21 protein-coding genes are annotated in these 20,940 nt (G+C 71.4%); 4 read left to right on the forward strand and 17 right to left on the reverse strand.

Features of this window, described 5'->3' with window-relative positions; all coding sequences use genetic code 11:
• The first annotated feature begins 119 nt into the window (after positions 1-119).
• The gene (hutH, locus tag ACGFYV_RS17545) at positions 120-1,781 is read left to right on the forward strand and encodes a histidine ammonia-lyase (RefSeq protein ID WP_393879271.1); all 1,662 of its coding nucleotides are present in this window, start codon (positions 120-122) and stop codon (positions 1,779-1,781) included.
• 75 nt (positions 1,782-1,856) lie between these two features.
• On the opposite strand, the gene rocD is transcribed toward hutH, so the two are convergent.
• The 8 genes from rocD to ACGFYV_RS17585 all read right to left on the reverse strand — a co-directional run bounded on the left by rocD (position 1,857) and on the right by ACGFYV_RS17585 (position 9,218).
• Positions 1,857-3,077: an ornithine--oxo-acid transaminase gene (rocD, locus tag ACGFYV_RS17550; protein WP_393879272.1), complete on the reverse strand. Its 1,221-nt coding sequence runs from the start codon at positions 3,075-3,077 to the stop codon at positions 1,857-1,859.
• Complete coding sequence (ddaH, locus tag ACGFYV_RS17555) at positions 3,074-3,886, reverse strand: dimethylargininase (RefSeq protein WP_393879273.1); 813 nt, start codon at positions 3,884-3,886, stop codon at positions 3,074-3,076. The genes rocD and ddaH overlap by 4 nt, the downstream gene beginning before the upstream one ends.
• A gap of 165 nt (positions 3,887-4,051) precedes the next feature.
• Positions 4,052-4,537, reverse strand: a complete 486-nt coding sequence (locus ACGFYV_RS17560; RefSeq protein WP_393879274.1) for an Lrp/AsnC family transcriptional regulator — start codon at positions 4,535-4,537, stop codon at positions 4,052-4,054.
• A gap of 145 nt (positions 4,538-4,682) precedes the next feature.
• Entirely contained in the window at positions 4,683-4,850 is a 168-nt protein-coding gene (locus ACGFYV_RS17565; RefSeq protein WP_107117972.1) for a hypothetical protein, read from the reverse strand.
• A gap of 71 nt (positions 4,851-4,921) precedes the next feature.
• The gene (locus ACGFYV_RS17570; protein ID WP_393879275.1) at positions 4,922-5,872 is read right to left on the reverse strand and encodes a cytochrome c oxidase assembly protein; all 951 of its coding nucleotides are present in this window, start codon (positions 5,870-5,872) and stop codon (positions 4,922-4,924) included.
• Positions 5,873-6,022: 150 nt separating this feature from the next.
• Positions 6,023-7,048 carry a 6-phosphofructokinase gene (locus tag ACGFYV_RS17575; RefSeq protein ID WP_393879276.1) on the reverse strand — a complete coding sequence of 342 codons (1,026 nt, stop codon included), beginning with the start codon at positions 7,046-7,048 and terminating at the stop codon, positions 6,023-6,025.
• A 181-nt stretch (positions 7,049-7,229) separates the two neighbouring features.
• Positions 7,230-7,958, reverse strand: a complete 729-nt coding sequence (locus tag ACGFYV_RS17580) for a type 1 glutamine amidotransferase (RefSeq protein ID WP_393879277.1) — start codon at positions 7,956-7,958, stop codon at positions 7,230-7,232.
• A gap of 21 nt (positions 7,959-7,979) precedes the next feature.
• Entirely contained in the window at positions 7,980-9,218 is a 1,239-nt protein-coding gene (locus tag ACGFYV_RS17585) for a MurT ligase domain-containing protein (protein WP_393879278.1), read from the reverse strand.
• Positions 9,219-9,369: 151 nt separating this feature from the next.
• Between ACGFYV_RS17585 and def the strand changes: the two genes are divergently transcribed.
• Entirely contained in the window at positions 9,370-9,924 is a 555-nt protein-coding gene (gene def, locus ACGFYV_RS17590; RefSeq protein ID WP_393879279.1) for a peptide deformylase, read from the forward strand.
• Positions 9,925-10,080: 156 nt separating this feature from the next.
• Here the strand turns inward: def and ACGFYV_RS17595 are convergent, their stop codons facing one another.
• Positions 10,081-10,725, reverse strand: a complete 645-nt coding sequence (locus ACGFYV_RS17595; protein WP_393879280.1) for a TetR family transcriptional regulator — start codon at positions 10,723-10,725, stop codon at positions 10,081-10,083.
• A gap of 227 nt (positions 10,726-10,952) precedes the next feature.
• Between ACGFYV_RS17595 and ACGFYV_RS17600 the strand changes: the two genes are divergently transcribed.
• Positions 10,953-12,179 (forward strand): acyl-CoA dehydrogenase family protein, encoded by a 1,227-nt coding sequence (locus tag ACGFYV_RS17600; RefSeq protein WP_393879281.1) that lies wholly within the window; start codon positions 10,953-10,955, stop codon positions 12,177-12,179.
• Between the two features lie 84 nt (positions 12,180-12,263).
• Here ACGFYV_RS17600 and ACGFYV_RS17605 read toward each other — a convergent pair whose 3' ends face one another.
• The 8 genes from ACGFYV_RS17605 to ACGFYV_RS17640 form a co-directional block, all read right to left on the reverse strand.
• A complete protein-coding gene (locus ACGFYV_RS17605; protein WP_393879282.1) occupies positions 12,264-12,878 on the reverse strand; it encodes a cupin domain-containing protein in 615 nt (204 codons plus the stop codon).
• 7 nt (positions 12,879-12,885) lie between these two features.
• Positions 12,886-14,172 (reverse strand): cytochrome P450, encoded by a 1,287-nt coding sequence (locus ACGFYV_RS17610; RefSeq protein ID WP_393879283.1) that lies wholly within the window; start codon positions 14,170-14,172, stop codon positions 12,886-12,888.
• Positions 14,169-15,233 carry a type III polyketide synthase gene (locus ACGFYV_RS17615; protein ID WP_393879284.1) on the reverse strand — a complete coding sequence of 355 codons (1,065 nt, stop codon included), beginning with the start codon at positions 15,231-15,233 and terminating at the stop codon, positions 14,169-14,171. The genes ACGFYV_RS17610 and ACGFYV_RS17615 overlap by 4 nt, the downstream gene beginning before the upstream one ends.
• Before the next feature lie 180 nt (positions 15,234-15,413).
• A complete protein-coding gene (locus ACGFYV_RS17620; protein ID WP_393879285.1) occupies positions 15,414-15,647 on the reverse strand; it encodes a DUF6213 family protein in 234 nt (77 codons plus the stop codon).
• A gap of 25 nt (positions 15,648-15,672) precedes the next feature.
• Positions 15,673-17,058 (reverse strand): NADP-dependent succinic semialdehyde dehydrogenase, encoded by a 1,386-nt coding sequence (locus ACGFYV_RS17625; RefSeq protein WP_393879286.1) that lies wholly within the window; start codon positions 17,056-17,058, stop codon positions 15,673-15,675.
• Positions 17,059-17,134: 76 nt separating this feature from the next.
• Positions 17,135-17,608: an NUDIX domain-containing protein gene (locus ACGFYV_RS17630; RefSeq protein WP_393879287.1), complete on the reverse strand. Its 474-nt coding sequence runs from the start codon at positions 17,606-17,608 to the stop codon at positions 17,135-17,137.
• A complete protein-coding gene (locus tag ACGFYV_RS17635) occupies positions 17,605-19,143 on the reverse strand; it encodes an ATP-dependent DNA ligase (RefSeq protein WP_393879288.1) in 1,539 nt (512 codons plus the stop codon). The genes ACGFYV_RS17630 and ACGFYV_RS17635 overlap by 4 nt, the downstream gene beginning before the upstream one ends.
• 29 nt (positions 19,144-19,172) lie before the next feature.
• A complete protein-coding gene (locus ACGFYV_RS17640; RefSeq protein WP_393879289.1) occupies positions 19,173-20,135 on the reverse strand; it encodes an NAD(P)/FAD-dependent oxidoreductase in 963 nt (320 codons plus the stop codon).
• A gap of 65 nt (positions 20,136-20,200) precedes the next feature.
• Between ACGFYV_RS17640 and ACGFYV_RS17645 the strand changes: the two genes are divergently transcribed.
• Positions 20,201-20,785 (forward strand): helix-turn-helix domain-containing protein, encoded by a 585-nt coding sequence (locus ACGFYV_RS17645; RefSeq protein WP_393879290.1) that lies wholly within the window; start codon positions 20,201-20,203, stop codon positions 20,783-20,785.
• Positions 20,786-20,940: the final 155 nt, after the last annotated feature.

The raw sequence follows: 20,940 nt of genomic DNA on the forward strand, positions 1-20,940 counted from the left end.
TCCGGCACTGGTCGCAGCGGTCCGGCACTGGTCGCCGCGGCCCGGCAGTGGTCGTCATCATGTGCACAGACGAGGCCGCCCCGAGTGGCGTCTCGTGCAACGAATGTCAGGAGGAACCCATGACCGAGCCTGTGACCCTGGGCGCATCGCCCGTCTCGCTCGACGACCTCGTCGCCGTCGCGCGCGCCGGCCGCCGGGTCGACGTCGGCGAGGCCGCCGCCCAGGCCATGCGCGCCAGTGAGCAGTGGGTCGGCTCGATCATCGAGGACATGGCCGCCGGCAAACCGGTGGAGCCGATCTACAGCATCAACACCGGATTCGGTTCGCTGGCCGGCCGGCAGGCGTTCGGCACCGCCGAGGACGCCGCCGAGCTGTCCCGCAGGCTGATCGTCTCCAACGCCAGCGGCGTGGGCCGCTACCTGGACCAGGAGGTCGTCCGTGCCGCCATGCTGATCCGGGCCGCGAGCCTGACCCGGGGATACTCGGCGGTCCGGCCCGAACTCCCCGAGGCCCTCACGCGCATGCTCGACGCCGGCGTGCACCCGGCGGTCCCGGAGTACGGCTCGCTCGGCGCCAGCGGTGACCTCATCCCGCTCGCCCACCTGGCCATCGTGCTGTCCCGCCCGGCGGGCAAGGACGAGGAACTCGACAGCGGCGAGGCGTTCTGGAACGGCGAGCTGATGAGCGGCGTCGAGGCCATGCGCCGCGCCGGTCTTGAGCGGATCACGCTGCGCGCCAAGGAGGGACTCGCCCTCACCAACGGCACCTCGTTCTCCACCGCACAGGTCGCCCTCGCCCTCGCGGACGCGCAGAACCTGCTCGCCACCGCCGAGATCACCGCGGCGATGTCCATCGAGGCGCTCATGGGCTTCGGTGACGCGTTCCTCCCACAGATCCACGAGGCCCGCGGGCACCAGGGCCAGATCGAAGCCGCCGCCCGCATCCGGCAACTGCTCGGCGACAGCGCCCTCATCGACGGCGACATGGACCGCGACCCCGTCAGGCGCCCGCCCCAGGACGCCTACTCGCTGCGCTGCACCCCCCAGGTGCTCGGCCCCGTCCGCGACACCCTGCGGTTCGTGCGCGGCATCGTCGAGACCGAGATCAACGCGGCCACCGACAACCCCCTGGTCTTCCCCGACCTGCCCGCAGGGCGCACCCTCAAGGCCGTCTCCGGCGGCAACTTCCACGCCGAGTACCTCGCGTTCGCCGCGGACTTCCTCTCCATCGCCGTCACCGAGATCGGCAGCATCGCGGAGCGCCGGTTGTTCCGGCTCGACGACGGCTCGCTCAACCGCGGGCTGCCGGACATGCTCGTCGCGAGCCGGCAGGTGGGCATGGACTGCGGATACATGCTGCCGCAGTACCTGGCGGCGGCGCTCGTGTCGGACTGCAAGACGCTGGCCCACCCCGACAGCGTCGACTCGATCCCGACCTGCGCGAACCAGGAGGACCACGTCTCGATGGCGAACAACGCCGGCCGGCACGCCCGGCAGGTGGTCGCCAACATCGAGGCCGTCATCGGGATCGAGCTGCTGATGGCCGCCCAGGCGCTCGAACTGCGCCTGGCCGAACAGGGCGCCGACCACTCGGCGCTGTCCGCCGCCTCCCGGGCGGTCCTGGACATGGTGCGCACGACCCGGTCCGCGGACGGGCGGCCCGTCGACCACATCACCCAGGACGTCGTCATGTACCCGAGGGTCCGCACCGCCATCGACCTCGTGCACAGCGGCGCCGTCGTCGAGGCGGTCCGGGCCGTGCACCCGGACGAACCGGCGTGATCGAGGGTGCACAGGGAAGAGGGTGGGACGGCCCGACGCCGTCCCACCCTCTTCCCTGTCCGCCAGGCCTCCTCGTCAGGAACCCAGCACCTTCTCCAGCGACCCCAGCGCCGAGCGCAGCTCGTCCGCGGTGATGGTCAGCGGGGGAGCGATCCGGATCGTGGAACCGTGGGTGTCCTTGACCAGGACCCCCTCCCGCATCAGCCGCTCGCTGATCTCCCGGCCGGTGCCCAGCGCCGGGTCGACGTCGACGCCCGCCCACAGGCCGCGCGCCCGGAACCCGGTCACGCCCTTGCCCTCCAGTGCGGCCAGGCCGTCACGCAGGACCACGCCCAGCTCGGTGGCGCGGCGCTGGAACTCGCCGGTCTCCAGCAGCTCGACCACCGCCGTGCCGACCGCCGCCGCCAGCGGGTTCCCGCCGAACGTGGAGCCGTGCTCGCCCGGGTGCAGCACCCGCATGACCTCGCGCCGGGCCACCACCGCCGACACCGGCACGATGCCGCCGCCGAGCGCCTTGCCGAGCAGCAGCACGTCCGGGACGACGGCCTCGTGCTCGACGGCGAGGGTCCGGCCGGTGCGGCCGAGGCCGGACTGGATCTCGTCCGCGATGAACAGGCAGCCCTTGCGGCGGGTCAGCTCACGGACACCGGACAGGTAGCCCTCGTCCGGGATGATCACGCCGGCCTCGCCCTGGATGGGCTCGATCAGCACCGCGGCCGTCGTCTCGTCGACCGCCTCCTCCAGCGCGGCCAGGTCGTTGTACGGCACGATCCGGAAGCCGGGCGTGAAGGGGCCGAACCCGGCGCGGGCCGTCTCGTCCGTGGAGAAGCTGACGATGGTCGTCGTACGGCCGTGGAAGTTGTCCGCCGCGACCACGATCGTCGCCCGGTCGGCGGGGACGCCCTTGACGTCGTACGCCCACTTGCGGGCCAGCTTGATGCCGCTCTCCACTGCCTCGGCGCCGGTGTTCATCGGCAGCACCATGTCCAGACCGGTCAGCTCCGCGAGCCGCTCGGCGAACTCGGCGAGCCGGTCGTTGTGGAAGGCTCGGGAGGTGAGGGTCAGCCGGTCCAGCTGGCGGTGCGCGGCCTCGATCAGGCCGGGGTGGCGGTGGCCGAAGTTCAGCGCCGAGTAGCCGGCCAGCATGTCCAGGTAACGGCGGCCCTCGACGTCCTCCACCCAGGTGCCCTCGGCCCGCGCCACCACCACGGGCAGCGGGTGGTAGTTGTGCGCGAGTACCGGCTCCTCCGCCCGGATCAGGTCGTCGGACGTGCGCGGGTACGCGGGTGCGGTCATGAGCGGATCTCCTGGGTGCAGCACTTGATGCCTCCGCCGGCCTTGTGGAACTCGGACAGGTCGACGGGGACGGGGTCGTAACCGTGGGTGGCCAGGCGCTCGGCCAGCACCTCGGCCTGGGGTGCGATGAAGACGTGCCGGCCGTCCGACACGGAGTTCAGCCCGAACGCCATCGCGTCCTCGCGGGTGGCGAGCACCGCGTCCGGGAACAGGCGCTTGAGCACCTCAAGGCTGCCCTCCGAGAAGGCCTGCGGGTAGTAGGCGACGTTGTCGTCGTCCAGCACGAACAGCGCCGTGTCCAGGTGGTAGAAGTACGGGTCCACCAGCGTCAGCGCGATCACCGGGTGGCCGAGGAACTCCTGCGCCTCCCGGTGGGCCTCGCGGGTGGTGCGGAAACCGGTGCCCGCCAGCACGTACCGGCCGGTCCACACGAGGTCGCCCTCGCCCTCGGTGACCGCCTCGGGGCGGTACACGTCGTAGCCCGCCGCCTTGAACCACGTGTCGTAGTGGACGGACTCGGCGCGCCGCTCCGGCGCGTGGAACAGGGAGCCGAAGACCCGGCCGCCGACCACGAACGCGGCGTTCGCGGAGAAGACCATGTCGGGCAGGCCCGGGACCGGATCGAGGGAGTCCACGGTGTGGCCGTGGGCACGGTAGGCGTGGATCAGCGCCTGCCACTGCTCCTGGGCCAGGTCCACATCGACGGGTGTGTCGGGATGCATCCAGGGATTGATCGCGTACTGGACCGCGAAATGCCTGGGTTCGCAGACGAGGAAGCGCCGGGGGCGCGCCACACGACTTTCGGCCACAGAGGGTTTCCTCCGCTTATCGGTGAGTCACTTGGGGGTGAGACAACGGTAGAAAGCGAGACCGGGACTCGACAAGCGAGAAAAGCTGCGTGTACGCGCAGCATCGTTGCGTTCTCACCTGCGACGACGCACGACCCCTGCGCCCATACGAGGTTTGGGCGCGGGTCACTCGGGTGCTGCCTGGGTGGCGCCCGCTTCCGGGCTTTCCGGGAGAAGGTGGGACAGCACCATCACACTGACCGTCTTCCGGATGAACGGTTCCGCGCGGAACCGTTCGAGCACCTCCTCGAAGTGCTCGACATCGCGTGCGCGCACATGGAGCAGTGCGTCGGCACCCCCGGTCACGGTCATGGCCGCCGTGATCTCCGGATGGTTGCGGACGACCTCCGCCAGGCGCCGGGGCGGGGCCGCGCCCTCGCAGTACACCTCGACGTACGCCTCCGTGCGCCAGCCGAGCGCGGATGGCTTGACCGTCGCCGTGAACCCGGTGATCACCCCGGTCTCGCGCAGCCGGTCCACGCGCCGCTTGACCGCCGTGGCCGACAGCCCGATCGCCGCGCCTATCTCGGCGAAACTGGTCCGGGCGTTCGCCATCAGCGCGGTGATGATCTTGCGGTCGAGGTCGTCGAAGGAAGCGGCCCTGCTGTTCATGCGGGCACTGTAATCAGACGCGCACGCAGGACGCGCGACCAGGCCCGGCGGCCGACCCGCGCCGGGCCCGCGGCCGAACCACGCCAAGCCCCGCGTCCGGCCCGCTCCAGGCCCCGCGTCCGCGCAAGGATCCGCCGGAGCGGTCCTAGGACTGGGTCACGACCAGGGCGAGGGTCAGCAGGCCCAGGACCACCCATCCGAACCACAGCCAGCCGTTGCTGCCGAGCGCGACCGTGTACGCCGTCACGAGGACGAGTCCGCCGACGGTCAGCGCCCCCATCGCCTTGGTGGAACCGTTCGTGGAACCGGGCATCGCGGCACCCTCCTCATGGTCCGTCCACCCCCATGGTGCCCCGGATCCGGCCCGAGCGGCATACCGCGGACTCAGCCCTCGCGCGCGTTGAGAGAGGCCAGATAGGCGTTGTACGCCTCCAGCTCCTTGTCACCGTCCCGGTCGGCGGCCCGGTCCTTGCGCCTGGCCTGCCGCTGTTCGGAGCCGTACCACTGGAACAGCAGCGCGATCAGCACCAGCACCGAGGGGACCTCGCTGAACGCCCAGGCGATGCCGCCCGCCGCGTTCTGGTCGGAGAGCGGGTCGATGCCGAGCGAGGCGGGCGGGTGCAGGAACGTGGTCACCATCGGCTCCGACGCCATCATCAACGCGATGCCGAAGAACGCGTGGAACGGCATGCCCGCGAACAGCTCCAGCATCCGCATCAGATGACCAGGGCGGTGCGGCCCCGGGTCGACCCCGATGATCGGCCAGAAGAACACCACGCCCACGGCGAGGAAGTGCACCATCATCGCGATGTGCCCGGCCATGGACCCCATCAGGAAGTCGAAGATCGGGGTGAAGTACAGCGCGTACAGGCTCGCGATGAACAGCGGGATGGTGAACGCCGGGTGGGTGATGATCCTCATGTACCGGCTGTGCAGCAGCGCCAGCAGCAGTTCCCGCGGCCCCTTGCGGCCCCGGCCGGCGGCCGGCAGCGCCCGCAGCGCGAGCGTGACGGGCGCGCCCAGCAGGAGCAGGATCGGCGACAGCATGCTGATCACCATGTGCTGCACCATGTGGACACTGAACATCACCATGCCGTAGTCGTTCAGCCTGGTGCACATCACGAGCATGACGGTCAGCACGCCGACGACGTACGACACCGTACGGGCCACGGGCCAGTCGTCCCCGCGCCGCCGCAGCCGCACGACACCCCAGCCGTACAGGGCCAGCCCGGCGAGACAGGCGACGAGGAAGAAGGGATCCGCCGACCACTCAAGTCCCCGCCCCAGCGTGAACGGCGGCAGATCCGTCATCATGCCGTGTCCGCTGTGATCCATCCGGCGGCTCCTGTTTCGTGGGGGTTGTGCGGGTTGTCCGCCCCCAAGAGTAGAACCGCCCCCGGTCACGGCTGTGACCGGGGGCGGTTGTCCGCACAGGGACGCACGCGGATGCACGCGCACGCACGCGGACTACAGGACGCACGCGGACTACAGGACGCACTCCGCCTCGTCGTACCGCTCCGTGGGCACCGTCTTCAGAGTCTCGACGGCCTCGGCCAGCGACACCGTCACGATGTCGGTCCCCCGAAGAGCCGTCATCGTGCCGAACTCGCCCCGGTGCACGGCCTCCACCGCATGCCACCCGAAACGGGTCGCCAGCACCCGGTCGTACGCCGTCGGCGTGCCGCCCCGCTGGACGTGCCCGAGGATGACCGGCCGCGCCTCCTTGCCGAGCCGGTGCTCCAGCTCGACGGACAGCTGCCGGGCGATGCCCGCGAAGCGCTCGTGGCCGTAGACGTCCTTGCCGCCCTCGTCGAACTCCATGGAGCCGGGCCGCGGCTTGGCGCCCTCCGCGGCGACCACGATGGCGAACCGCTTGCCCGCCTCGAACCGCGCGCCGACCTGGCGGGTCAACTCGTCGATGTCGAAGGGCCGTTCCGGCACGACGATCGCGTGGGCGCCGGCCGCCATGCCCGAGTGCAGGGCGATCCAGCCGGTGTGCCGGCCCATGACCTCCACGATCAGCACCCGCTGGTGCGACTCCGCGGTGGTCTTCAGCCGGTCGAGGGCCTCGGTGGCGACGGTGACGGCCGTGTCGAAGCCGAAGGTGACATCGGTGACGGCGATGTCGTTGTCGATGGTCTTGGGCACACCCACGATGGGCAGCCCGCCCGCCGACAGCAACTGGGCCGCCTTCAGCGTGCCCTCGCCGCCGATCGGGATGATCGCGTCAAGACCGAGTTCCGCGACATGACCCCGGGCCCGCTCCACACCGTCACGCAGATGCTCCGGGCGGACCCGGGAGGAGCCGAGGATGGTGCCGCCGCGGGCCAGGATGCCGCCGACGGCGTCGAGGTCGAGCTTCGTGTAGTCGCACTCCAGGAGGCCCTTCCAGCCGTCCCGGAAGCCGATGACCTCGTCGCCGTGGTCGGCGACGGCACGGTGCACGACGGACCGGATGACGGCGTTCAGGCCGGGGCAGTCGCCGCCTGACGTGAGGACACCAATGCGCATAGCCCGAATTACCTTCTCAACGTGGGCCGGGGAACCGGACCACGTCGTCCGGCGGGATTCCGGGCCAGCCTACCGGCGCGAGGGGGTCACGCCGTAGCGGGCGTCCGCCTGCTGGACGCGCCCGCACATGTGAGCGGACGGACCGTCAGGCGGGCCCGTGACGGCGCGCACGACGCCAGGGTCACGCGGGCTGCTGCGCGGAGTCGATGCGCTCGGTGCGCAGCGCCTCGTACCAGCGGTCGTCGACCGGCGGCAGCGCGTTCACGTCGAGCGCCAGCTTCAGCAGCAGGTCGGCGATCAGCGGGTTGCGCGCGAGGACCGGCCCGTGCATGTACGTGCCGAACACGGTCCCGTTGTACGCGCCCTCCGTGCCGTCCCCGGTGCCGTTGCCCCGGCCGATCTTCACCTGGGCGAGGGGGCGGGCCGTCGGGCCGAGGTGGGTCACACCCTGGTGGTTCTCGAACCCGGTCAGCTGCGGCAGGCCGAGCTGCGGGTCGATGTCCGCGAGGACGTCGCCGACGCACCGCTCGCCCTCGCCGCGCACCGACACCACGTCGAGCAGGCCGAGGCCCGGCTCACGCTGGCCGAGGTCGTTGATGAACTCGTGGCCGAGGATCTGGTAGCCGGCGCACACGGAGAACACGATCGCGCCGTTCTCCACCGCCCGGTGCAGATGGCCGTCGCGGCGCAGCCGCTCGGCCGCCAGCCGCTGCGGCCGGTCCTCGCCGCCGCCGATGAGGTAGATGTCACCGGAGGTCGGGATCGGCTGGTCGCTGCGCACGTCCAGCCGGGCCACGTCCAGGCCGCGCTGGCGCGCCCGGCGCTCCACGACGAGCGCGTTGCCCTGGTCGCCGTACGTGCTCAGCAGGTCCGGGTAGATCCACACCAGCCGCAGTTGGTTGTCGCTCATGAGGTGATCGCCCTTCGATGATCAGTTGCCGACGCGGCGGCGCAGGTCCTGGAACGCGGTGTAGTTCGCGATGACCTCGATGCGTCCCGGCGGGGCCGCCTGGACGGCCTGGTCGAGGCTCTCGCAGACCTGGAACTGCTGGTTAGCGACCTCCAGGCGGACGGCGAGGTCCAGCTTGCGGTCACCGATGACGAAGATCGGGTGGCCGGTCAGCCGCGTGTAGTCGACGTCCCACAGCCAGGAGGTGTCGGTGCCGTCGGCCCCGCGCGCGTTCACGGACAGGACCACCGGGGTGGGCGGCGGGTCGATCAGGGAGAACGTCTCCAGCCAGCCGGCCGGGTTCTTGGCCAGCAGCAGCCGCAGGTCCCGGTTCTGGAACTGGACGACGTCGTACCGGCCGGCGACGGCCTGCACCTGGTACATCCGCTCCAGGGCGACCTGCGGCGGCACCCCGAACACGGCGGCGACGGCCGCGGAGCTGGCCGCGTTCGCCTTGTTGGCGCGGCCCGGCAGCTGGAGGTGGATCGGCCAGGCGGAGCCGTGCGGGTCGAGGACGTGGTCGTTGGACAGCGCCCAGCTCGGCGTCGGCCTGCGGAAGCCGCACTCGTTGCAGAACCAGTCGTCGCCGGGGCGCTGCATCACGCCGCCGCAGGACGGGCACGACCAGGCGTCGTCCTTCCACATCTGCCCGGCCGCGACCCAGATCACGTTCGGGGAGGAGGAGGCGGCCCACACCACCAGCGGGTCGTCGCAGTTGGCGACGACGACCGCCTTGGAGCCGGCCAGGCCCTCGCGCCAGTTCTCCGCGAGCATGCGGGTCTCGGCGGCGCGGTCCAGCTGGTCACGGGAGAGGTTCAGCAGCGCGATGCACTTCGGGCTGGTGTCCCGCGCCACACCGGCGAGGTACTTCTCGTCGACCTCGATGACGCCGAACTTCGCGTCCGAGCCGCCCGCGAGGGCGGAGGTGATGCCGGCCGGCATGTTGGCGCCGAGCGCGTTCGACACGACCGGGCCCGCGGCGCCCAGCGCCTCGGCGATCAGCCGGGTCGTCGTCGTCTTGCCGTTGGTCGCCGAGACCAGGGTCACGTCCAGGTTCTGGGCGAGCCGGGCGAGCAGATCGGGGTCGAGTTTCAGCGCGACCCGGCCACCGATCACCGACCCGCTTCCGCGCCCTGCGGCACGAGAGGCCGCAGCGACCGCCTTGCCCGCGGTCACGGCCAGCTTGGCCCGCGGCGTGAGCGGGTCCGAGTTGCCTGCCATCAGTTCTCGATCCTCCTTGCGTACGCGCCGCGCCTGGGGCCATCCGGCAACGTGGTGTGAACCTCAGCCTATCGAGATCCATTCGCACACCCGAATCCCGGCCCACGCCACGCGGCGAGCATGAGCATGAACGAACCGTACCCTTGCCGCCATGCGACACGGCTCGATCCCGGGCGCCCGCGGGCGCGTCCGGCCCCTTTCCCTGCTCGGCGACCCCGTTCTGCACGGGCCCTGCGAGGAGGTCACCGACTTCGGCCCCGAACTCGCGGCCCTCGTGGAGAACTTGTTCGCCACCATGTACGCGGCCCAGGGCGTCGGCCTGGCCGCGAACCAGATCGGTGTCCCTTTGCGGGTGTTCGTCTACGACTGCCCCGACGACGAGGACGTGCGGCATCTCGGACATGTCGTGAATCCGCGGCTGGTGGAGGCGGACGGTGTGGTGATCCGGGGCCCGGAGGGCTGCCTGTCCCTGCCGGGTCTGGAAGCGGGTACGGAGCGGTACGACCACGCGGTGGTCGAGGGCTTCACGATGACGGGGGAGCCGGTCACCGTGCACGGCACGGGTTTCTTCGCGCGCTGCCTGCAGCACGAGAGCGACCACTTGGAGGGCCGGGTCTACGCCGACCGTCTCACGGGTCTGCGCAAGCGAAGGCTCACGCGGCAGGTGGAGCGGGCCTCATGGCGCCGGGGCGGTGCACCGACCTGACCGGCTCGGCCTGCCGACCTGACCGACCTGACCGACCTGACCGACCTGACCGACCTGACCGGCTTGAGGGGCGCGGGGTCGTGTGCGATGTGCGGCTCCGCCGCGCGGGCGCGACCGGCCCGCACGCGCCCGCACCCGCGCCCGTGACGCGAACGGTCAGAACCCCGGGCCGCCGACCTTGTCCCCGGCCGCCGCGAGCCGGCCCCACAGCAGATCGGCGAGCGATCTGACCAGTTCGGCCCGGGAGCACGGCCGTTCGCCGAGCCACCAGTCACCGGCCGCGTGCATCATGCCGACGATGCCGTGGCCCCACACCCGGGCGAGCTGCTGGCCGCCGGGTCCGAGATCCACCCGCTCCTCGATGACCCGGGCCAGTTCCTCGCCCATCCGCCGCAGCAGCGGAGCGCTGTGCTTGCCGACGTCGAAGCCGTGGTCGCCGGACTGGCTCCCCTCCGAGGGGTGCATCAGGAACCGGTAGACCTGGGGCCGGGCCTCGATCGCCGCGAGGTAGGTGTCCAGGGTGGATTCGACCCGCTCGCGCCGTTCGGCCGGAGCGTCCAGCGCTGCCCGCAGGGAGCCGAGGAGCGCGTCGGTGTGCCGCTTGGCCAAGGCCGCGTAAAGGCCGCCCTTGTCGCCGAAGTGCCGGTAGAGGATCGGCTTCGTGATGCCCGCCTCCGCCGCGATCGCGTTCATCGACGCCTGCGGGCCGTCGCGCAGCACCACCCTGTCGGCGGCCTCCAGCAGCTCGCGCCGTCGGCGGTCGGCGGGCCGCTGCTGATCGGTCCGCTGCGTGGTGTCCATGAGATCTCCCCACCCGTGCTGATTCGGTGACGCCTGCGCAAACTAACACTGACCATGCCGGTGGCATCGAACGGGATGCCGAGCCGTCGGGCGGGATGCCGGGGCGTCATCAGGAGTTGACTTTTCCTACTGGTGAGTAACAGACTCGGGTTACCGCAAGTAACACCGCAAGTAACACCGCAAGTAACACCGCAAGTAGCACCGCACGTTCCGCCGCTGGAGGGGACATGGCCGAGTTCACCATGGAGCTCAACGACGAACAGAAGGAGGTCCGGGACTGGCTGCACGGCTTCGCGGCCGACGTGATCCGCCCCGCGGCCGCCGAATGGGACGAGCGTGAGGAGACTCCCTGGCCGGTCATCCAGGAGGCCGCGAAGGTCGGCATCTACTCCCTCGACTTCTACGCGCAGCAGTACTTCGACCCCACCGGCCTCGGCATACCGATGGCCATGGAGGAGCTGTTCTGGGGCGACGCGGGCATCGCCCTCTCCATTGTGGGCACGGGTCTGGCCGCCGTGGGCGTTCTCGCCAACGGCACCGAGGAACAGATCGGCACCTGGATCCCGCAGATGTACGGTGACCAGAACGACGTCAAGGTCGCCGCCTTCTGCTCCTCCGAGCCCGACGCCGGCTCCGACGTGGCCTCCCTGCGCACGCGTGCCGTCTACGACGAGGCCACGGACGAGTGGGTGATCAACGGCACGAAGACCTGGGCGACCAACGGCGGCATCGCGGGCGTGCACGTCGTCGTCGCGAGCGTCGACCCCGAGCTGGGCTCCAAGGGCCACGCCTCCTTCATCGTCCCGCCCGGCACGAAGGGTCTCGCCCAGGGCCAGAAGTTCAAGAAGCACGGCATCCGCGCCTCGCACACCGCCGAGGTCGTCCTCGACGACGTCCGCGTGCCGGGCTCCTGCCTGCTCGGCGGCAAGGACAAGCTGGACGAGCGCCTCGCCCGCGCCCGGGAGAGGGCGAAGACCGGTGGAGAGCGTGTGAAGAACGCGGCGATGGCCACGTTCGAGGCCTCGCGGCCGGCGGTGGGCGCGATGGCGGTCGGCACCGCTCGGGCCGCCTACGAGGTCGCCCTCGACTACGCCATGACCCGCGAGCAGTTCGGGCGGCCCATCATCGACAACCAGGGCGTGGCCTTCCAGCTGGCGGACATGCGCACCCAGGTCGACGCGGCGCGGCTGCTGGTGTGGCGGGCCTCGTGGATGGCCGTCAACGGCAGGCCGTTCACCGCGGCCGAGGGGTCGATGTCGAAGCTGTACGCCAGCGAGACGGCCAAGAAGGTGACCGCGCAGGCCATCCAGATCCTCGGTGGCAACGGGTACACCCGTGAGTACCCCGTCGAGCGGATGCACCGCGACTCGGCGATCTACACGATCTTCGAGGGCACGAGCGAGATCCAGCGGCTGGTCATCGCGCGCACGCTGTCGGGGATGCCGATCCGGTAGCGCCGCGTGTGTGGGGGCGCCGGGCCCGCCGCGGCCCAGCGCCCCCGGCCCGGAGCCCCCGGGCAGGCCCGTTCAACCGTCCGCTCAACGGTGTTTCAGCGGGGTGAGCTGCTCGATGTCGTACTTGGCCCGCAGCTCCTCTATCGCCTCCTGGTCCGGTGGGCCGCCGTTGTCGAGGATCTGCAGGAGTTCCTCGAAGTAGCGTTCGTGATCCGGTGGCGGAGACGCCTGGAAGAACATCTTCGCGGGCGTGTCCGTCGGATTCGAGAACGCGTGCGGGCAGCCGGGCGGTACGACGATGACCGTGCCGGGGGTGGCGCGGACCACCCGGGAGCCCGAACTCGACTCCCACCTCTGCCAGTTGTCAGGGGTGCGGATCAGCGGTTCGAAGGCGAGGACGTCCAGTTCGCCTTCGAGGACGTAGAACAACTCCTCGCTGCGGGTGTGCAGATGGGCGCCCACGTCGAACCCGGGCGGTACCTGCACCTCGAAGGTGGAGGCCATCCGCGAGTGGGTGCCGGTGACCTTGAAGGTGACCCGCTGGGCCGCCGTCTCGACCACGCGGCCGTGCCCCGGCGGGACCAGCAGCCCTTCGGGTGCCGTCTCCAGGGAGGGTGGGTGGGGTTGGGGCGGCGCCACTCCGCGGGCCGTGCGTTCCGCCGGCCCTTCGGGTACCGCCAGTCCTTCCGTCGTCGTCATGGGTCGCTCACCACGTCACGGGCAGGGACTCGGGGCCACGGATCAGCGCGCCCTTCCTGAAGGGCACTTGATGGGGCGGGACGGCCAGCTTCAGACCCGGCACCCGGTCCAGCAGCGCGTCGACCAGCAGCTCCGACTCCAGCCGGGCGAGCTGGCCGCCCGGACAGTAGTGCGGGCCGAAGCCGAACGCCACATGCGGGTTCGGGCTGCGGGAGAGGTCGATCGTCTCCGGGTCGGGGAAGACGTCCGGGTCGCGGTTGGCGGCGAGATAGGACACATAGACCGCCTCGCCCGCCCGGATCCGCCGGCCCGCGATCTCCACGTCCCGTGTCGCGATCCGGGACAGGCCGACGGCGTTGCGGTGCGGGATGTACCGCAGCAGTTCGTCGATGGCCCGGGGACGCGCGGCGGGGTGGTAGCGCAGGTGCTCGGCCAGGTCGGGGCGGGTCAGCAGCAGGTAGAACATCTGCCCGCTGTTGTTGGTGACCGCCTCGCCGCCGATCTGGAGGAGGACGCAGAGACCGACGGCCTCCTCCAGCGCCACCTCGCCCTGGCCGACGGCGGCGCCGAGCAGTGAGGCGACGTCCTCGCCCGTGCTGCCCTCGCGCAGTTCCACGAGCTCGGCGAAGTAGGCGCCCATCTCGCGCTTGGCCTTCTCGCTGGCCTCCTTGCCGTGCGCGGAGGACAGGATCACCTGGGTCCATGTGTGCATGTCGTGCCGGTCGGCCGTCGGCACGCCCATCAGCTCGCAGATCACCGCGATGGGGAAGGGGCTGAGCACCGCATGGGTGAGGTCGGCGGGCGGCCCGCCCCGGACGAGTTCGTCCACGAGCTCGTCCAGCATGACCCGGGCCCTGTCCCGGACCCGTTCCACGCCCTTCGCGGTGAAGGCGGGCGCGACCGCGCGGCGCAGCCGCGTGTGATCGGGCGGATCGAGGAAGCCGACCGCGCCCCGGTCGGGAATGAAGTGCGGGGCGAGCCGGGTGACCGGGTGGTCCATGACCGCCTCGCGGCTGAACCGGGGGTCGTTGGCCACCGCCCGTACGTCCTCGTACCGGGTGACCAGCCAGGCCCAGCCCTCGCCGTTGGGCAGGGCGACACGGCTGACCGGGCCCTCGCGCATCAGCTCGCCCAGCACCGGGTCAAAGTCCGTCCCGGCCAGGTCGAGCGCCGGCCACTGCCGGATCGGGGACAGGGCCCCGGACCCGGCCGCGGACGCGGGACCGGTGCCGGGCCCGGGCCCGCCGGCCCCGGGCCCGCCGGGCCCGGTCTCGGGGAGGGTCTCCTCGCTCATCGTGCCGGCTCGCCGTTCCGCACCCAGCTGCCCACCGTCATCTCGGCGGTGATGCCGGGACCGAAGCCGGCCAGCAGTCCGCGGGCCCGCTCCTCGGCACCGCCCTCGTCGAACAGCCGACGCAGCGCGTCCAGGACGACGGCGCTCGCGATGTTCCCGTACTCGGTGAGCGTGGCCCGGCTGAACCGGAAGGCCTCGGGCTCGACCCGCAGGAACTTGCTGAGGTCGTCGAGTATTCGGGGTCCGCCCGCGTGGATGATGTAGAAATCCAGGTCGGACGCGTCCCAGCCGTGCGAGCCGGCGAGTTCCTGGAGCGCCGGGGCGAGCGGCTCCATGGTGGCGGGCACCCGCTTGTCCAGCAGGAAGTGGAAGCCGGTGTCCCGGACGTCGTACGCGATCCAGTCGTCGGTCTTGGGGATCAGGTACGAGCTGTTGCGCTCCAGGTGGACTCCCGTGCCGCCCTTGCCCCGCACCACGGCGGCCGCGATGCCGTCGCCGAACAGGCCGTTGGAGAGCAGCGAGCCGACGCCGAGGTCGGTGGGCTGGTAGCACAGCGAGCAGAACTCGCAGGCCACGATGAGTGCGTTGGCGTCCGGATAGGCCGAACAGAAGTCGTGCGCCCGGTTGATGGCCGCGCCGCCGGCCGCACAGCCCAGCTGCGCGATGGGGAGCTGCCGGGTGTTGCTCGGGAAGTCCATCTCGTTGATCAGCCACGCGGTGAGCGAGGGCATCATGAAGCCCGTGCACGACACGTAGATGAGGACGTCGATGTCCGAGGTGAGGAGTTCGGCGTCGTCCAGCGCCCGCTGGATGACCGCCGGGACGCGGGCCTTGGCCTCCGCCTCGTAGAGCTTGTTGCGCTGCTCGAACCCGGGGTGCTTCAGGGTCTCTTCGATGGGCTGCACGATGTGCCGAGTGCGTACTCCGGTGTTCTCGATCAACCGGAGGGCGAGGGGAAGCTGCGGGTGGTCCGCGTGACGGGAGCGTGCCAGCTCGAGCGTCTCCTCCATCGTGATCACGTGTTCCGGTACGGACACCGAGGGTCTGCACAAAGTCGCCATGAGCCGTCCCTGCTTTCGCCGTCCGGCAGGCCTTCGCCCGCCGGTCAGAAGGTGGTCCATTCAGACTCACCCGGGAGGGCGACGATCTCGATTCGGATTACTCCGAATCGGGGACGACACAGAGCGACCAAGAGCCGTGCGCTCCCTGTTCCCGCAGGCCAACGGCCAGTTGAGGGACTTCTACGGCGCTCCACTGCTGTGGGCGATGCACGCCACGTCGATGCGATCCGCCAGCTTCGCCAGCTCGATGGTCAGCGCGGCGACGGTGTCCTCGTCCAGCCGCTGATCGCCGTCCTCGACGAGATGCAGCCACCGGGCCCCCACCGTGCGCAGCAGCTTGCTGACATCGGCCGCGGCCACCTGCAGGACCCCACGGTCGTCCACGATCAGGGGCAGAGTCACTTCGCGGTTCACAGACCGGATGCTAGCCGTGCGGCGCTCACGCACCCTGCCAAACCGTGGTGATGTTGCAGAACTCGCGGATTCCGTGCTCGGACAGCTCACGTCCGTAGCCCGAGCGCTTCACCCCGCCGAAGGGGAAGGCCGGATGAGAGGCCGTCATCCCGTTCACGTACACGGCCCCGGCCTCCAGGTCGTGCGCGAACCGCTCGACCTCGCTCTCGTCACGTGTCCACACGTTCGAACTCAGGCCGAACGGCGAGTCGTTGGCGATCAGGATCGCCTCGTCCAGGTCGTCCACCCGGTACAGTGTGGCGACCGGACCGAACGCCTCCTCGCGGTGGATGCGCATCTGCCGGGTGATGCCCGCGAGCACCGTCGGCGGGTAGTACCAGCCCGGCCCCTCCGGACGCGTCCCGCCGCACAGCACCTCGGCGCCGCTGCGCCGGGCGTCGTCCACCAGTTCCTCCACGTCGGCCCGCCCCTGCTCGCTGGAGAGCGGCCCGACCTCGGTGTCCTCCTCCAGCGGGTCACCGACCGTGAGCGCCTTCATGCCCGCGACGAACTTCTCGGTGAAGGCGTCGTACACGTCGGTGTGCACGATGAACCGCTTCGCCGCGATGCAGGACTGCCCGTTGTTCTGCACCCGCGCGGTCACGGCGACCCGGGCGGCCCGGTCGAGGTCGGCGGAGGGCATGACGACATAGGGGTCGCTGCCGCCCAGCTCCAGCACCGTCTTCTTGATCATCTCGCCGGCGGTGGAGGCGACCGCGCGCCCGGCGGGCTCGCTGCCGGTGAGCGTCGCGGCCCGCACCCGCTCGTCGCGCAGGATGTCGTCGACCGCGCCCGCCCCGATCAGCAGGGTCTGGAAGGCGCCCTCGGGGAAGCCCGCCCGGTGGAACAGGTCCTCCAGGTACAGGGCGGTCTGCGGGACGTTCGAGGCGTGCTTGAGCAGACCGACGTTGCCCGCCATGAGCGCGGGCGCGGCGAAGCGGACCACCTGCCACAGCGGGAAGTTCCAGGGCATCACCGCGAGCACCGGGCCCAGCGGGCGATAGCTGACCCGCACCCTGGAGGCGCCGGAGTCACGCACGTCCGACTCGGCCGGCGTCTCGTCGGCGAGCAGCCCCTCGGCACGCTCCGCGTACCAGCGCATGGCCTTGGCGCACTTGGCGGCCTCCGCGCGGGCCTGCTTCACCGGCTTGCCCATCTCGGTGGTCATGACCCGCGCGATCTCCGGAAGGTCCTCGTCGAGCAGATCGGCCGCCTTGTTCAGCAGGCGGGCGCGCTCGGCGAACGTGGTCGTCCGGTACGTGCGGAACGTGGCCTCGGCGAGCTGGAGCCGGCGCTCCAGCTCCTCCTCGCCCATGGCCTCGTACGTCTTGAGCGTCTCGCCATTCGCCGGGTTGACCGTCGCGATGGGCATGGCTGCCTCCCCTGGAAACGGGCTGTGTTCCGACCTTCGCGCGCCACGCCGCCGAACGCAACGTGTGATCGCCTTTTCAGTCCGCGTGCTCGGCCAGTCGGTCGAGGAACGTGGCCTGCGCGGCGACGATCAGCTCGCGGGCCCGCTCCACCGCGAACCACGCCACCCGGTCCAGCTCCGGGAACTCCCGCGTCCGCCCGGAGCGCGGAGGCCACTCCATCGTGAACGTGCCGGGCGTGATCGTCTCCGGGTCAAGATCGGCTTCGACCGCCCAGGCCGTGACGACCTTGCCGCCCGCCTGCGCGACCTCGCCCAGCGCTACGGCCTCCCCCTCGGGCGGCGCCAGCCCCAGTTCCTCCCGGAACTCCCGCCGGGCCGCCTCCCAGGCGGGCTCGTCCGGCCCGTACTCGCCCTTGACCACCGTCCACGCCCCGCTCTCCTTCTTCGCGAAGAACGGGCCGCCCATGTGGCCGAGCAGCACCTCCAGGCCGTCGCCGGTGCGCCGGAACAACAGCAGTCCCGCGCTGCGCCTCGTCGTGCGTACCGTCACGGTGTGACCTCCGGGTGGGCCGCCAGCAGGGCTTCCACGGTATCCGCGTCCTCGGGGCGCTTGTCCTCGCGGTAGCGGACCACGCGGGCGAAGCGGAGGGTGACGCCGGCCGGATAGCGGGAGGAGCGCTGCAGGCCGTCGTAGGCGATCTCGACCACGAGTTCGGGGCGGACGGTGACCGTCCAGCCGTCGTCCCGGATCGCCAGTTCCCGGAGCTTCTCGGTCTGCCAGGCGAGCATCACGTCGGTCATGCCCTTGAACGTCTTGCCGAGCATGGCGTAGCCGCCGTCGGCGGTACGGGCGCCGAGGTGGAGGTTGGAGAGCCTGCCGGTGCGGCGGCCGTGGCCCCACTCGGCGGCCAGCACGACCAGGTCGAGCGTGTGCACCGGCTTCACCTTGAGCCAGGACGCGCCACGCCGGCCCGCGCTGTAGGGGGCGTCCAGCGCCTTGACGACCACGCCCTCGTGGCCCCGGGCCAGGGCCCCGGCGAGGAAGCGCTCCGCCTCCGGGACGTGCTGCGGCCCCGACGCCACGGTGCGGCGCACCCGCATCGGGGCGGGCACCAGGTCCGCCAGCAGCGCGTGCCGCTCCGAGAACGGCAGGTCGAGCAGGTCCTGATCGCCGATCAGGAGCGTGTCGAAGAAGACAGGGGTGACGGGCACCTCCCGGGCTGCCTTCGACACGTCGGTACGGGAGCCGACCCGGCCCGCCGTCTCCTGGAAGGAGCGGGGCCTGCCGTACGCGTCGAAGGAGATCACCTCGCCGTCCAGGACGAACCGCTCGCACGCCAGCCCCAGAGCCGCGCGTGTCACTTCGGGCAGCCGGTCGGTGATGTCGTCCAGGGTCCGGGTGTGGATCCGCACCGTGCTGCCCTCCCGGTGCACCTGCACCCGGATGCCGTCCAGTTTCTCCTCGACCGCGCACGGGTGGAGCTTCTCCACCGCCTCACCGACCGAGGAGGCGGTCTGCGCCAGCATCGGCAGCACCGGACGGCCCACGGTGAGCCGGAAGCAGGCCAGCGCCTCCGGTCCCTCGGCGAGCAGCGCCCGCGCCACCGTCTGCAGCGACCCGGCGAGCATCACCGCCCGCCGCACGGCCGCCGGGTCCGCGCCGGTCGCCTCGGCGAGGCCCTCCGCCGCGACCGCGTCCAGGGCGCCCTGGCGGACCTCGCCGAGGAGCAGCCCCCGCAAAAAGCGCTGCTCGTCCTCGGTGGCCGCGCCCATCAGCTCGCCGACGATCCGCGTCCGCTCCGCCTGCGAGCCGGGTCCGGACACCGCGCCCAGCCCGGTGAGCCGGGCGTCGACCTCCCGCACGGTCAGGGACGGCCCGGCGGCCGGCGGGACCGGGCGGCTCAGCACCTTCCAGCCCACGCCGAGCCGCCCCTGCGGCAGCCGCCCCGCGAGATACGGGATGACGATCGGTACGTCGTCCGCCTCCGCCTCACGGAACAACTCCGCGAGCAGGGCGGTCTTGCGGGACCGGGCCGCCGTGGCGGCGACCTCCCGGGACACCTCGGCGAGCCGGCTCAGCAGCATGCAGTCATCGTGCACCGCGCACGGGGCCCTTACACCCGCACGGCCGCATCCAGATCGGCGAAGAGCAGTTCCCCGTTGATCGCCGCCCCGGCCCGGTAGCCACGGCTGACCGCGTTCACCACCTGCTCGGCGAAGCCGCTCGCGTTGCCCGCCGCCCACAGTCCGGGCACGCTCGTCAGGCCCCGCTCGTCGATCACCGGGTAGCCGCCGAAGGGCGTCTCGCGCATCTCGGCGCCCAGCTGGAGCAGCAGCTCGCTTCGCGGCACGGCGCGCGGGGCGGCGTACAGCACCTCGCAGTCGTGGACCGTGCCTCCCCCGGAGGGGGTGCCCCCAGCCAGGCGGACCCCGGTGAGCCGGTCCTCGGCGACCACCACCTCCGCGACCTCCCCGGGCACGACGGCCACCCCGGCGGCGGCCAGCCTGCGCAGGTCGTCGCCGGTCAGCTCCGACCGCGGGACCTGGTGCAGGAAGAGCCGCACGTCCTTGGACCACTGGGTGACCATCAGGGCCTGGTGGACGCTCAGCGGGCTCGTGGCGAGCACACCGGTCGCCAGGTCGCGGACCTCCCAGCCGTGGCAGTACGGGCAGTGCACCACGTCCCGCCCGAAGCGTGCGGCCAGGCCCGGGACCGGCGGCAGCTCGTCCTTCAGGCCCGTGGCCACGACCAGCTGCCGGGCCCGTACCGTCCGGCCGCCGGCGAGGACGACGGCGAAGCCCGTGCCGTCCTCCTCGCGGCTCGCCCCGACGACCCGGTCACGCACCAGGTCCACGCCGTACCGGGCGATCTCCTCGCGCCCGACGGCCAGGAACTCGGCGGGCGGCATCCCGTCCCGGGACAGATAGCCCTGCATGTGCGCGGACGGCGCGTTGCGCGGCTCGCCCGCGTCGACGACCAGCGTGCGGCGCCGGGCCCGGCCCAGCACCAGCGCGGCGGACAGCCCGGCCGCGCCGCCCCCGACGACGACCACTTCGTACGTGTTCTTGTCAGTCATGGTGAGACGGTCACCCGGAGCCTGCCGGATTGACAAACAAGTTTGCCACTTCTGCAATAGGAGTCATGAGTACCGAAGACGTGCTGGCGGACGTGGGTCCCCGGCTGCGGCGGGTGCGCAAGGAGCGGGAGGTGACCTTGGCCGCGCTGTCCGAGGCCACCGGCATCTCCGTCAGCACGCTGTCCCGGCTGGAGTCCGGGCTGCGCAGGCCCAGCCTGGAGCTGCTGCTGCCGATCGCCCAGGCCCATCAGGTCCCGCTGGACGAGCTGGTCGGCGCCCCGCCGGTCGGCGACCCCCGGGTGCGGGCCAAGCCCCTGCGGCGCCAGGGCCGCACCTTCTGGCCGCTGACCCGCCAGCCCGGCGGCCTGCAGGCCTTCAAGGTCGTCGAACCCCAGCGCAGACAGGAGCCGGACCCGCGCACCCACGAGGGCTACGAGTGGCTCTACGTGCTCTCGGGGCGGCTGCGGCTGGTCCTCGGCGAGCATGACGTGGTGCTCTCGGCGGGGGAGGCGGCCGAGTTCGACACGCGGGTGCCGCACTGGTTCGGGTCGACGGGGGAGGGGCCCGTGGAGTTCCTGAGCCTGTTCGGGGCGCAGGGGGAGCGGATGCATGTGCGGGCGCGGCCGGCGCGGCGCGGGCAGAGCGAATGACGCCCGCTGTTCTGAGGAGGCGGATGGCGTCCGCTGTTCCTTGGAGGCGAGCGGCGTCCGCTGGTTCCCTGAGGGGGGAATGGCGCCTGCGGTTCCCCGAAGCCGAATGACGCCTCCTGTTCCCGGGAGGCGAAGCGACCGCTTAGTATGCCGTG

Source organism: Streptomyces sp. NPDC048297 (assembly GCF_043201585.1).
Lineage (GTDB): Bacteria > Actinomycetota > Actinomycetes > Streptomycetales > Streptomycetaceae > Streptomyces.

Coding starts and splice junctions, on each gene's coding strand:
- ACGFYV_RS17625 (WP_393879286.1), bottom strand. CDS start 17,058: ATGCCCATCGCGACGGTCAACCCGGCGAATGGCGAGACGCTCAAGACG.
- hutH (WP_393879271.1), top strand. CDS start 120: ATGACCGAGCCTGTGACCCTGGGCGCATCGCCCGTCTCGCTCGACGAC.
- ACGFYV_RS17585 (WP_393879278.1), bottom strand. CDS start 9,218: ATGGCAGGCAACTCGGACCCGCTCACGCCGCGGGCCAAGCTGGCCGTG.
- ACGFYV_RS17635 (WP_393879288.1), bottom strand. CDS start 19,143: ATGCTGCTGAGCCGGCTCGCCGAGGTGTCCCGGGAGGTCGCCGCCACG.
- ACGFYV_RS17645 (WP_393879290.1), top strand. CDS start 20,201: ATGAGTACCGAAGACGTGCTGGCGGACGTGGGTCCCCGGCTGCGGCGG.
- ACGFYV_RS17560 (WP_393879274.1), bottom strand. CDS start 4,537: ATGAACAGCAGGGCCGCTTCCTTCGACGACCTCGACCGCAAGATCATC.
- ACGFYV_RS17640 (WP_393879289.1), bottom strand. CDS start 20,135: ATGACTGACAAGAACACGTACGAAGTGGTCGTCGTCGGGGGCGGCGCG.
- ACGFYV_RS17565 (WP_107117972.1), bottom strand. CDS start 4,850: ATGCCCGGTTCCACGAACGGTTCCACCAAGGCGATGGGGGCGCTGACC.
- ACGFYV_RS17610 (WP_393879283.1), bottom strand. CDS start 14,172: ATGAGCGAGGAGACCCTCCCCGAGACCGGGCCCGGCGGGCCCGGGGCC.
- rocD (WP_393879272.1), bottom strand. CDS start 3,077: ATGACCGCACCCGCGTACCCGCGCACGTCCGACGACCTGATCCGGGCG.
- ACGFYV_RS17575 (WP_393879276.1), bottom strand. CDS start 7,048: ATGCGCATTGGTGTCCTCACGTCAGGCGGCGACTGCCCCGGCCTGAAC.
- ACGFYV_RS17595 (WP_393879280.1), bottom strand. CDS start 10,725: ATGGACACCACGCAGCGGACCGATCAGCAGCGGCCCGCCGACCGCCGA.
- ACGFYV_RS17600 (WP_393879281.1), top strand. CDS start 10,953: ATGGCCGAGTTCACCATGGAGCTCAACGACGAACAGAAGGAGGTCCGG.
- ACGFYV_RS17605 (WP_393879282.1), bottom strand. CDS start 12,878: ATGACGACGACGGAAGGACTGGCGGTACCCGAAGGGCCGGCGGAACGC.
- def (WP_393879279.1), top strand. CDS start 9,370: ATGCGACACGGCTCGATCCCGGGCGCCCGCGGGCGCGTCCGGCCCCTT.
- ACGFYV_RS17580 (WP_393879277.1), bottom strand. CDS start 7,958: ATGAGCGACAACCAACTGCGGCTGGTGTGGATCTACCCGGACCTGCTG.
- ACGFYV_RS17570 (WP_393879275.1), bottom strand. CDS start 5,872: ATGGATCACAGCGGACACGGCATGATGACGGATCTGCCGCCGTTCACG.
- ACGFYV_RS17615 (WP_393879284.1), bottom strand. CDS start 15,233: ATGGCGACTTTGTGCAGACCCTCGGTGTCCGTACCGGAACACGTGATC.